Source organism: Nocardioides albidus, from assembly GCF_006335005.1.
GTDB lineage: Bacteria > Actinomycetota > Actinomycetes > Propionibacteriales > Nocardioidaceae > Nocardioides > Nocardioides albidus.
In genome coordinates this window covers 252-11,236 of the sequence record NZ_VDMP01000010.1, presented here as the reverse complement: position 1 = coordinate 11,236, position 10,985 = coordinate 252, and the positions used below count along the sequence as shown (strand labels likewise).

The following is a 10,985-nucleotide window of genomic DNA, read 5'->3' as shown; positions in this document are numbered from 1 at the left end:
CGCGGACTTCGCGTCGTCGGCGGTGCTGTTGCGCAACACGCCGAGCACCTTCTGGTGGGCGTGCGGCTGGACGACGGCGATCTCCTCGCCACCGCCGGCGACCTTCTCGCCGCCGATGTGGGCGTCGAGCTGGCGGGTCGTGCCGCCGAGCGCGTCGAGCTGGGCGACGAGCGCCTCGCGCTCCGCGCTGCCGGGCGCGTAGGTCAGGTTCGGCTCGTTGACCGGGGCCGGCGGGGTGGTGATGGCGTCCATGTCGGGGTCCTCTCGGGGGTGGGGGCTCAGCGGTGCGCGAGGGCGCGCAGGAAGAAGGCGACGTTGGCGGGGCGCTCGGCCAGCCGCCGCATGAAGTACCCGTACCAGTCGGTGCCGAACGGCAGGTAGACCCGCATCCGGTGCCCGGCGTCGACCATCCGCTGCTCGAGCTCGGGGCGTACGCCGAACAGCATCTGCGCCTCCCAGCGCGCCGTTTCGCCGGTGTCACGGCCGGCCTCGCGCGCCCGCTCGACGGCGCGGTCCAGCATCGTCGGGTCGTGGGTGGCGATCATCGGGTAGCAGTCGGAGGCCATCAGCGCGTCGATCGCGCGCTCGTAGGCGTGGTCGACCTCGGCCTTGCGCTGCAGCGCGACCGACTCCGGCTCCCGGTAGGCGCCCTTGACCAGCCGGATCCGGGCGCCGGTGCCGTCGAGGTCGGCGATGTCGCCGGGGGTACGCCGGAGGTTGGTCTGCAGCACGTTGCCGACGAACGGGTACGACGCCCGCAGCGCTGCGCCGATCTCGAGGGTGGAGTCGACCAAGGTGTGGTCCTCCATGTCGAGGGTGACCGTGCAGCCGTGGGCCTGGGCCGCCTCGGCGATCTCGGCGGCGTGGTCGGTGGCGATCGTCGTACCGCCGGGGAGGGCCTGGCCCATCGCGGAGAGCTTGAGCGACACGTCGGACCCGGCCGCGCAACCGGCCTCCGCGAGGGCCGCGACGAGACTCAGGTAGGCGTCGCGCATGCCGCGCGCCCCGTCGAGGTCGAGGACGTCCTCGCCGAGCACGTCGATGGTGACCTCGCGGCCGGTGTCGACCAGGCGGCGGGCCGCGGCGACGGCGTCGGCGGTGGTCTCGCCCGGCACGAACCGGTCGACGACCTTGCGGGTCAGCGGGAACGACTCGACCGCGCGGCGGGCGCGGACGCTGCGGGACGCGCGGTTCAGGGTCTGGCTCAGGGCCTCGTCGAGCATGTCTCCACGTTAGGAGCGGCGGGCGTCACAGGGAACAGACACTTGTCACAGGTTCCGGGCCGCATGATGCGACACTTGTCCGGTGAGCTCGCTGGACGACCTGGTCGAGGAGATGGCCCGGCTGACCGACGCCCCGTGCACCCTGGAGGACCCGGACTTCCGGCTGATCGGGTTCTCCGACCACCGCGGCGACGACGTCGTCGACTCGATCCGGCAGCGCTCGATCCTGCAGCGGCGATCGAGCGACGACGTCCGCGCGTGGTTCCGCGGCCAGGGCATCGAGGACTCCATCGGCCCGTTGCGCACCCCGGCCGACGAGAAGCTGGGCATCGTGGCCCGACTCTGCGTCCCGGCCCGCCACCTGGACCGCGTGCACGGCTACTTCTGGCTGATCGACCCCGAGGGCCGGATCCCGGAGTCGACCTGGCCGGAGGCCGCCCGGATCGCCGAGTCCGCGGCGCGCCTGCTCAACGTCGCCGAGCGCCGCCAGGCCCACCGCGACGCCCTCTTCCGCGAGCTGGTCGAGGGCGGGCGGCTGGCCGCCCGCGACTCGGCGGTCGACCTCGCCCACGCCGGCGGGCTCGACCTGCAGGAGCCGGTCACCTGCGTCCTCCTGGAGAGGCCCGAGCTGCTCGACCAGGTCGCCAGCCGGCCCTCGCGCCCGGGCGTGGTCTGGGTGCGCTCGGCCCCCGGCGTCGCCTGCGCGGTCGTCCGGGCCGCGCTCCTCGACCCCGCCGCCGATCTGGACGGGCTCCTCGGCACGCTCGGCCTGGGCCGCCGCATCGACAGCCTGGACCGGGTGACCCGCGCGGCGACCGGACCGGTCGTGGCCGGCGTCGACGAGCTCGCGGCCGCCCACCGCGGCGCCCTGGTCAGCCTGCGCATCGCCCGCACCGCGTCCGCGGGCTCGGTGGTGCGCTGGGAGTCCCTCGGACCGCTCGCCCTTCTCGGCGTCACCCGCGACGACGACCTGGCGGCCGCCGTGATCGACGCGCGGGTGCGGACCTTCCTCGCGTCGAGCGCCCCGGAGGTCCTCGACACCGTCCGGGTCTGGCTCGACGAGGCCGGCAGCGCCAGCCGTACGGCGGCCCGGATGGCCGTGCACCGCCAGACCGTCTACCACCGGCTCGGCCAGGTCGAGCAGGCCACGGGCTACGACCTCGCCCGCGGCCAGGACCGGCTCCGCCTGCACCTCGCCCTGGAGCTGGCGCCGTACCTCGCCTGACGGCCCGCGCCGGGCTACCGCGGCTACCGCACGATGAACGCCTCCGCCAGACCCGCGAACGCGTGGCACAGGGCCCGATCGATGATCTGCGCACCGGACTCGAGGTCGAACCAGCGGTCGATGTGCGCCCAGTGGTGCGGGTGGACCATGTAGTCGACGACCAGACCGTCGAGGTCGGCGTACTCCTGCTCCCACACGAAGGTCCAGGGCTCGCCGGCGGTCGCGTCCCACTCGAGCGGGATCGCTCGGCTCAGCCGCCAGTTGCGGATCGCGGCGATGTGGTCGGGCATGGCGAGCGTGTCGCGGGCGAAGGCCTCGACCTGCTCCGGCGTCACGTCGCGCAGGAGGCGGAAGAGGGCGGTGCGCTTCACCCCACCGGCCAGGCCGGGCTCGCGCGCGCCGGCGCCGACGGTCTCGAGCCCGAGGGCCGAGCGGGACACGCAGTGCTCGTCGAGGGCGGGCAGCAGGACGTCGGTCCACAGCTCGGACTTGCGGGCCACCTCGGCGCTGCTGCGGTCGGGGTAGACGAGGTCCCAGGTGAAGTGACCGGCGCCGAGGTCGTTGGGCACGAAGTTCGGGCACAGGACGGCGGACTCGATGCCGGGCAGCTCGACGGCCCGGGCGAGCACCGCGGCCAGCGCGCCGAGCTCGGCCTCCCCCGCGCCGTGCGGGAGGTAGAGCTGGGCGGTCTCCCGCCAGGCGGTGGGCGTGACGGCGTAGGGCTCGGAGTCCTCGGGCGCCGGCGCGGTGGCGTCCGGACCGACGAGATAGTGGCGCGACCGGGAGACGACGAGATCGTCGACCGCGCCCCAGAAGACACCGACGGCCGGATCGTGCGACTGGGCGCGGGCGGTCCAGAACCCGCCGGCATCGGGCAGGGTCCAGCGCACCCAGAGCGTGACCGGCTGGTCCGCGAGCGCGAGCGGCGGGGACACCTGCTCCTCGACGAAGGTCAGGCCGCGCGCGGCCGCGCCCTCGGCGTACCCGGCGACGAGCTCGCGCAGGCGCGGCAGGTCGGCGGCGAAGACCTCGAAGCGGTCCTGGACGACGATCGGCTCGGACACGGGTGCGGCGCTCACAGGTCCGCCACCTTCAGCACGATCTTGCCGCGGGTGTGGCCGGTCTGGATCGCCTCGTGGGCGGCCGGGGCGTCGCGCAGGTCGAACTCCCGGATCTCGGGCAGCTGCACGCCGCCGTCGACGACCATCCGCGCGATGGTCGTCAGCGCCGGCGCCGTGTCGACGTCGGTCATCATCGAGAAGATGCGCTCGACGCCCCGCTCGGCGGCGGCCGCGATGTCGGCCGGGATGTCACCGTCGTCGACCAGGGTCGGGATGCTGACGAAGGCGCCCCCCGACCGGACCAGGTCGAGGCCGTGGGTGAGGGAGCTGGCGCCGGCGGTGTTGAGGAGGAGGTCGAGCCCGTCGGGGGCCCACTCCTTGACCGCGGCGGTGACGTCCTCGGTGACGTAGTCGATGACCCGGTCGACGCCCAGATCCTTCAGGTAGTCGACGTTCGCGGTGCTGCACGTCGCGGCGACCCGGGCCCCCGCCGCGCGGGCGAACTGGACGGCGAACCCGCCCAGGCCGCCGGAGCCGCCGTGCACCAGGATCTGCTGGCCCGGCTGCACACCGCCGTTGTGCTGCAGCGCCTGCCAGGCCGTCAGCGCGGCCACCGGCAGAGCGGCGGCCTCCGCGAAGCCGAGGCCCTCGGGGATGGGGGCGACGCGGTCGACCGCCGAGACGACGTACTCCGCGTAGCTGCCCTGGGCGCCCTGGCCGTGGTTGGTCGGGGTGACCACCCGGTCGCCCACGGCGAGACCGGTGACGCCCTCGCCCAGCGCGTCGATCACGCCGGCAGCGTCGAAGCCCAGCACGTAGGGGAAGACGTAGGGCCGGAACGCGGCCAGCATCCCCTGGCGGTTCTTCCAGTCGGCGGGGTTGACGCCGGCGTAGGCGACCCGGATCCGCACCTCCCCGGCCGCCGGCTCGGGAGTGTCGATCTCGCCGTACTGCAGGACCTCGGGCCCGCCTGTCTCATTCATGATCATCGCGTGCATGGGCCGAGCGTGTCCCCCGTCACACCCCTCGCCCGCGCTGCTCCCGCTCAGCGGGACGGCGAAAACGGTGGAGCAGGCGGGCGGAGGCGACGTACATTCACAAGGCCGGATCAGGCTGGAAATGGGCCGAGACAGGAGGAGGTGGGCGCGGCATGACGACCGTGACGCTGCTCAACGCCTCCTACGAGCCGCTGGGCACGGTGACCTTCCAGCACGCCGTGCGGATGCTCTTCCGCGAGGTCGCCACCGTCGAGGAGGCGCACGAGGACCGGATGATCGGCCCGCATCCGTGGCCGCGGGTGATCCGACTGGTGAGGTACGTCGCCGCGAAGTGGATGTACCGCCCGGCGGCCTATTCGCGCGTCAACGTCCTGCGGCGCGACCGCCACCGCTGCGCCTACTGCGGCTCCCCCGCGACGACGATCGACCACGTGCTCCCGCAGAGCCGGGGCGGGGGCTGGACCTGGCTCAACACGGTGGCCGCCTGCGGCGCGTGCAACGGACGCAAGGGCAGCCGCACGCCGGCGGAGGCGGGCATGCGGCTGCGCCTCGATCCGTTCGTGCCGACCCGCGCCCAGCTCGTGGCCGCCTGACGGGCTGCCCGTCGCCAACCGGTGTCTGGGATCCCAGACACCGGGTCGCCGTCGCGGCTTCCTCCGGCACCCGTGATCCGGTGCACTGGACGCGATGAGCGAGACGAGGACGACGATCACCCGTGCCGCCGACCTGCAGCGGGTCCCGTGGCGCAACGGCCAGGGCATGACCACCGAGATCGCCCTCGGCGGGACGCCCGACGACTTCGCCTGGCGGGTGAGCCTGGCCGAGGTCACGCAGAGCGGTGACTTCTCCGCGTTCCCCGGGATCGACCGGATCATCATGCTGATCGAGGGCGGCGAGATGACCCTGCACCTGCCCGCGGCCACCCACGTGCTCCGCACCGACGAGCCCTTCGCCTTCGACGGCGGGCTGCCTGTGCGCTGCAGGGTCGAGCAGCCCACGCGGGACCTCAACGTGATGACCCGCCGCGGTGTCGCGGAGGCGACGCTCGACGTGCGGGTCCTCGCCGGCGGCGACGCTCCGGTCGTCGTACCCGACGGCGGGAGGGTCGTCCTGGTCGTCCTGGCCGGCACGTGCGACCTGGGCACCGGCGACGCGCCGCTGACCGACGGCGACGTCGCGGTGAGCGGCGACCCGCTCACGCTGAGCGGTGAGGGACGCGTCGCCGTCGCCCGGATCGCTCAGCCGACCAGTGCGCCGTAGGTGTCCGGACGCCGCGCACGCAGGAACGGGATCGGCGCGCTCATGCCGTGTGCGTCGTGGACTGCTCGGGCACGTCCCCCTCGGCATCGTCAGCGGCGTCCTCGGACAGGTCGAGCACCGGCGGGCGCTGCTTGAACCCGCGCGTGATGACGGCCAGGTAGACCAGCCCGACCGCGAACCACGTGAGACCGACCTTGAAGGTCGTCGCGGACAGGCTCGTCCACAGCCACGCGGTGAGCGCGAAGCCGATGACCGGCACGACGCCGTAGCGCAGCAGGGCCGCTCCCCCGCGTCGGCCCTCGTCGACCAGGTAGTGCTTGACGACGGACAGGTTGACCATCGAGAAGGCGACCAGGGCGCCGAAGCTGATCATGGCGGCGGCCAGGCTCAGACTGATCACGAGCGCGGTGAGCGAGGTGGCGCCCACCACGAGGATCGCCAGCGCGGGCGTGCGGTAGCGGGCGTGCAGACGCCCGAACACCGCGCGCGGCAGGACCCCGTCGCGCCCCATGGCGAAGAGGATCCGGGCGACGCTGGCCTGCGACGCCATCGCGGAGGCGAAGCATCCGGCGACGTAGGCGGCGGTGAAGAAGGACACCAGGAAGGCGCCGCCCGCGACGCGCATCACGTCGGTCGCCGCGGCGTCGACGTCGGTGAACCCCGACGGGTCGGGGAAGACGAGGTGGCCGACCCACGCGAGCGCGATGAACAGCAGGCCGCCGTACAGCGTCACCTGCCAGATCGCCCGCGGGATGGTGCGCCGCGCGTCGCGCGCCTCCTCCGACAGGGTGGAGATCGCGTCGAAGCCGAGGAAGGACAGGCACAGGATCGCGGCGCCCGACGCGAGGGTCGAGAACTGCGCGCCGGAGCCGAAGAACGGCGCCACCAGCGAGGGCGTGCCGGAGCCGGCGAGGTGGACGACCGAGGTCCCGACGAACACCACGATGAACACGACCTGCGCACCGACCAGGACCAGGTTCATCCGGCTGACCATCTTGATGCCGAGCACGTTGAGCCCGGTGACGATCGCGATCGACACCAGGATCCACACCCAGGCGGGCACCGCGGGCCACTGGGCCTCGAGGAAGATCCCGATGACGAGGTAGTTGATCATCGGCAGGAAGACGTAGTCGAGGAGCAGGCTCCACCCGGCGAGGAAGCCGACGTGGGCACCGAACGCCTTCTGCGTGTAGGTGTAGGCGGATCCGGCGTACGGGTGCGCGATGACCATCCGCCCGTAGCTGTACGCCGTGAAGAGCATCGCGGCGAGGGTCAGCACGTAGGCCCCGGGCAGGTGCCCGCCGGTGAGGTCGGTGACGACGCCGTACGTCGTGAACACGGTCAGCGGCACCATGTAGGCCAGGCCGAAGAGGATCAGCTCGGGTGTCCCCAGCACGCGCTGGAAACGTCCGGTCGGGTGGGACATCGAAGCTCCTGGTGAGGTCAGGCGGTGCGGTGGACGACCCGGCCGGCCGCGACGGTCAGGGAGACCCGGGCGTCGGCGGGAAGGACGTGGGGGCCGGCGAGGACGTCGGTGTCGAGGACGGCGAGGTCGGCGCGCGAGCCGACCCGGAGCACGCCCGCGTCGTCGTCGTGGTTGACGAAGGCGGAGCCGGCGGTGAAGGCGCGCAGCGCGGTCGCGACGTCGAGCGCCTGGTGCGGGAGGAAGGCAGCCGCATCGCGCGCGGAGGGGTCGCGACGGGTGACCGCCACCTCGATCTGGGCGAGCGGGTCGGCGGTGGAGACGGCCCAGTCGCTGCCCATGGCGAGCCGGGCGCCGTGCCGGACGAGGTCGCCGAACGGGAACTGGAGGCGCGCGCGCTCCTCGCCGAGGAAGGGCACCGTGAGCTCCTCCATCTGCGGGTCGCTCTGCGCCCAGTAGGCCTGGCAGTTGGCGACGACGCCGAGCTCGGCGAAGCGCGGCAGATCCTCGGGCTGCACGAGCTGCAGGTGGGCGATGTGGTGGCGCAGGTCGTTGGGTCCGTGGGCGGCGCGCGCCGCGGCCACCGCGTCCAGGCAGTCACGGGCGGCCCGGTCGCCGATGGCGTGCATGTGCACCTGAAAGCCGTGTCCGTCGAGGGCGGTGACCGCCTCCGCGAGCAGCTCGCGGTCGACGTACTCCAGGCCGCGGTTGTCGGTGTGCCCGCCGCACCCGTCGCAGTAGGGCTCGAGCAGCGCGCCGGTGTAGTTCTCCATCACCCCGTCGGCCATGATCTTGACCGTCGTCGGCCAGAAGGTGCCCACGGCTCCCGCCCCGCGGCGGGCGACGAGCTCCTCGACCTGCTCGAGGCCGCGGTGCCGGTCCCACCACAGCGCGCCGACGACGCGGGCGGTCAGCTCGCCGTTCTTCGCAAGGGAGGTGTAGGCGGCCTGGGTGTCGGGCGTGACCCAGGCGTCCTGCCAGCCGGTGATGCCGAGCGAGTGCAGGTGGGTCTGGGCGACCCGGATCGCCTCCTCCCAGTCCGCCCGCGACGGGCGGGGCACGAAGCGGTCGTTGAAGGTGTACGCCGCCCCCTCGTGGAGGGTGCCGGTCGGCTCGCCGGTCACCGGGTCCCGCTCGATGCGGCCGTCGACCGGGTCGGGCGTGTGGCGGTCGATGCCGGCGACCTCCAGGGCGCGCGAGTTCGCCCAGGCCCCGTGGACGTCGCGGTTGAGCAGGAAGACCGGCCGGTCGGGCACGATCGCGTCGAGGTCCTCCTTGCGCGGCGTGCCTCCCGGGAAGTGCTCCATCGCCCATCCCCCACCGACGATCCAGGGCAGCTCGGGGCGGGCGGCGGCGTACGCCGCGATGTGGTCGAGGTAGGCCTGCCTGCCCTCGAGGTCGTTGAGCCAGACGCGCAGCAGGTTGTGCCCGGCGAAGGGCGCATGCACGTGGGCGTCCTGGAAGCCGGGGAGGACGAGGGCGCCGGTGACGACCTCCGTGGAGGGTCCGGTGAGGGCCGCGACGTCCTCGGCGCCGAGGGCGACGATGCGGTCGCCGCGGACCGCGATGGCGTCGGCGCTCGGCCGGCGATCGTCCCAGGTGACGACGCGCGCGTCGCGGACGACCAGGTCGGCATGGCTCACGTTCGATCCCCCTCGTTGTGGTGTGCGACACAGGAAACCATGTGTCGAAACGTTTCGACAAGGAGGAAACCGCACTTCGGACGAATGCGGACGGGGCTGGGTAGGTTGTCGCCATGCCACTGCGCCGAGTGACCATCCACGACGTCGCCCGCGCCGCCGGCGTGTCGACGACGACCGTCTCGGAGGCCCTCTCGGGCCGTGGGCGCACGGCGGAGGAGACGCGGGAGCGGGTGCGCCGGGTCGCCGAGGAGATCGGGTACGTCGCCAGCGCGGCGGCTCGCAGCCTGCGCCTGGGACGGTCGGGGGCCCTTGGCCTCTACGTTCCCGACCGGACCGTGGGCTTCGAGTACTACGTGCAGCTCGCCCGGGGCGCGGCGGAGGCCGCCCTCTCCCACGGGATGGCGCTCACGCTGGTGCCGGCATGGGACAACGTGGAGCAGCTGCGCGCCCTGCACATCGACGGGCTGATCGTCGCCGACCCGGCGGTCGGCGATCCCGTGCTCCACGTCCTGCGCTCGCTGCCGGTGCCGATGGTCACCGTCGAGATCGACCTCGACCCGTCGGCGACGCCGGTGGGGGTCGTGCACGCCGACCATCTCGGCGCGACCGCCGCCCTGCTCGACCACGTCGCCGCCGCGGGCGCCACCTCGATCGCGGTGCTGGCCCCGGGCGACGAGACCGCCTTCGGCGAGCAGGTCCGCCGCGTCTGCGCGGACCGCGACCGGGTCCGGGTGTTCGACATCCCGCTGGCCTACCGCCCCGAGGACGCCACCGCGGCCGTGGACCGGGCGCTCGCCGCCGACAGCGACGCCCTCGTGCTGATCCCCGACGGCTCGGCGATCGTGGCGCTGCACCACCTGCAGGGACGGGGCATCCGCGTCCCCGACGACGTCCTGCTCGCCTCCTATGTGGACGGTCCCTCGCTCCAGATCGCCCGGCCGCGCATCACGGCCGTCGACATCGACCCCCGGCTGACCGGCGAGGCCGCGGTGCAGGCCCTCGTCGACGTCGTCGTGTCCGGACACAAGGGCGCCATCGAGACCCGCGTCCCGGCGGTGCTGAACGAGCGGGAGTCCACCCGGCGCGGCTGACCCGGCGAGGCCCTCCCTCGGAGGACTCGACCCGCGTTAAACCATGAATGGCTCTGAAAATCCATAGTCACTTCGAGTCTTGACGCTCTTCGCCGTCGAGGACTTCGCTGTCCCCGGAGTCACTTCGGGGTTGCTCTCTCTCGGAATGACCCATCGCAGTTGGTTTGTCTCGTGTTTTTCTCAAACCATTTCGGGAACGGCGCATGGGGGTCGTAATGCTGCACTTTTCATGGGGACACCGCCCACAAGGGCGACACGCACGCCGGCGGGACACGCACGGCCTACGACGATCGACGGCCATCGCAGCCGTGGCCTGCCTGGCCGTCACGGGGATATCGGCCCCGGCCACGTCGGCGGGATCCAATCCGTCCAACCCCGCGGACCCGGCGGGCTCCTCGGCCAGTTGGATCGACCTGACATCGGGCCATGCGCGGCTCGCGGGTGCGGGCGCGTCGAGCGCCTCCTCCCAGGCGAACCCCGGACCGAACCGCTCGCACCTCGACGCGGACGCCGCCGGACGCAACCTGGTGCTGCTGGGCGGTGTCCAGGTGCCCCTCGCGGACGTCATCGACTTCGGACAGGCCGGAGCGCTCTACTCCGAGTCCGCGGCGACCGGTCCCGTCGACGCCCGCGCCATCAGCGGGGTGCTGGGAGCCGACGGCGAGGTGGCCCTCGACCGGGCCGACGGCGGGTTCACGCCGGTCGACATCGACCTGCTCGCGCTGTTCCGCAAGCTCGGGGTGTCGGGGCTCACCGACCTCCTCGTCGACCAGGCGCGCCTGCGCTTCGGCATCGGCGGCGCGGAGGTGAAGGCGGAGAACGCCGTCTTCGTCGACCTCGACGGCGTCGGCGGCCCGGGCCGCTACCGCGTCGGCCAGGCCGACCTGGACCTCGGGTCGCCCGTCGTCAAGAGCGCCGCGGCCAGCCTCTACGACGCCGCCGGCCGGATGGACCAGGCTGCCGAGGACCGGCTCAACCAGATCCTCGACGTCTCCTCCCTCGGCGGCTCGCTCCCCGGCGGGACCACGCTCTCGGCGCACGTCACCTCGGCGATGCAGGAG

The 10,985-nt window shown here is 73.1% G+C and carries 10 protein-coding genes and 1 pseudogene; 5 read left to right on the top strand and 6 right to left on the bottom strand.

Annotated elements, in window-relative coordinates; translation table 11 throughout:
• Together FHP29_RS22360 and FHP29_RS00715 are read right to left on the bottom strand one after the other, a co-directional pair.
• Positions 1–252: pseudogene (locus tag FHP29_RS22360) on the bottom strand (L-glutamate gamma-semialdehyde dehydrogenase); the annotation flags it as partial.
• Positions 253–278: 26 nt separating this feature from the next.
• The gene (locus tag FHP29_RS00715; RefSeq protein WP_139620961.1) at positions 279–1,223 is read right to left on the bottom strand and encodes a proline dehydrogenase family protein; all 945 of its coding nucleotides are present in this window, start codon (positions 1,221–1,223) and stop codon (positions 279–281) included.
• An 82-nt stretch (positions 1,224–1,305) separates the two neighbouring features.
• Between FHP29_RS00715 and FHP29_RS00710 the strand changes: the two genes are divergently transcribed.
• Positions 1,306–2,448, top strand: a complete 1,143-nt coding sequence (locus tag FHP29_RS00710) for a PucR family transcriptional regulator (RefSeq protein WP_139620960.1) — start codon at positions 1,306–1,308, stop codon at positions 2,446–2,448.
• Between the two features lie 23 nt (positions 2,449–2,471).
• Here the strand turns inward: FHP29_RS00710 and FHP29_RS00705 are convergent, their stop codons facing one another.
• Positions 2,472–3,527 carry a Dabb family protein gene (locus FHP29_RS00705; protein ID WP_139620959.1) on the bottom strand — a complete coding sequence of 352 codons (1,056 nt, stop codon included), beginning with the start codon at positions 3,525–3,527 and terminating at the stop codon, positions 2,472–2,474.
• Positions 3,524–4,492: an NADP-dependent oxidoreductase gene (locus FHP29_RS00700; RefSeq protein ID WP_205013767.1), complete on the bottom strand. Its 969-nt coding sequence runs from the start codon at positions 4,490–4,492 to the stop codon at positions 3,524–3,526. Before FHP29_RS00700 ends, FHP29_RS00705 begins: the two co-directional genes overlap by 4 nt.
• Before the next feature lie 167 nt (positions 4,493–4,659).
• On the opposite strand from FHP29_RS00700, the gene FHP29_RS00695 reads away from it, so the two are divergent.
• Complete coding sequence (locus FHP29_RS00695) at positions 4,660–5,100, top strand: HNH endonuclease (RefSeq protein WP_139620957.1); 441 nt, start codon at positions 4,660–4,662, stop codon at positions 5,098–5,100.
• A 94-nt stretch (positions 5,101–5,194) separates the two neighbouring features.
• Positions 5,195–5,767: a HutD/Ves family protein gene (locus FHP29_RS00690; protein WP_139620956.1), complete on the top strand. Its 573-nt coding sequence runs from the start codon at positions 5,195–5,197 to the stop codon at positions 5,765–5,767.
• Positions 5,768–5,807: 40 nt separating this feature from the next.
• On the opposite strand, the gene FHP29_RS00685 is transcribed toward FHP29_RS00690, so the two are convergent.
• Both FHP29_RS00685 and FHP29_RS00680 read right to left on the bottom strand, forming a co-directional pair.
• On the bottom strand, positions 5,808–7,193 hold the full coding sequence (locus FHP29_RS00685) for an APC family permease (protein WP_139620955.1): 1,386 nt from the start codon (positions 7,191–7,193) through the stop codon (positions 5,808–5,810).
• Positions 7,194–7,210: 17 nt separating this feature from the next.
• Positions 7,211–8,833: an amidohydrolase gene (locus FHP29_RS00680; protein WP_139620954.1), complete on the bottom strand. Its 1,623-nt coding sequence runs from the start codon at positions 8,831–8,833 to the stop codon at positions 7,211–7,213.
• 113 nt (positions 8,834–8,946) lie between these two features.
• On the opposite strand from FHP29_RS00680, the gene FHP29_RS00675 reads away from it, so the two are divergent.
• Both FHP29_RS00675 and FHP29_RS00670 read left to right on the top strand, forming a co-directional pair.
• Positions 8,947–9,924, top strand: coding sequence for a LacI family DNA-binding transcriptional regulator (locus FHP29_RS00675; RefSeq protein WP_139620953.1), 978 nt, complete (start codon positions 8,947–8,949; stop codon positions 9,922–9,924).
• A gap of 203 nt (positions 9,925–10,127) precedes the next feature.
• Positions 10,128–10,985: choice-of-anchor G family protein (locus FHP29_RS00670; protein ID WP_139620994.1), on the top strand; the 858-nt coding region annotated here is incomplete at its 3' end.

Excerpts from the sequence above, each read along its gene's own strand:
- FHP29_RS00715 (WP_139620961.1), bottom strand. The coding sequence starts at position 1,223 with ATGCTCGACGAGGCCCTGAGCCAGACCCTGAACCGCGCGTCCCGCAGC.
- FHP29_RS00700 (WP_205013767.1), bottom strand. The coding sequence starts at position 4,492 with ATGAATGAGACAGGCGGGCCCGAGGTCCTGCAGTACGGCGAGATCGAC.
- FHP29_RS00695 (WP_139620957.1), top strand. The coding sequence starts at position 4,660 with ATGACGACCGTGACGCTGCTCAACGCCTCCTACGAGCCGCTGGGCACG.
- FHP29_RS00690 (WP_139620956.1), top strand. The coding sequence starts at position 5,195 with ATGAGCGAGACGAGGACGACGATCACCCGTGCCGCCGACCTGCAGCGG.
- FHP29_RS00685 (WP_139620955.1), bottom strand. The coding sequence starts at position 7,193 with ATGTCCCACCCGACCGGACGTTTCCAGCGCGTGCTGGGGACACCCGAG.
- FHP29_RS00675 (WP_139620953.1), top strand. The coding sequence starts at position 8,947 with ATGCCACTGCGCCGAGTGACCATCCACGACGTCGCCCGCGCCGCCGGC.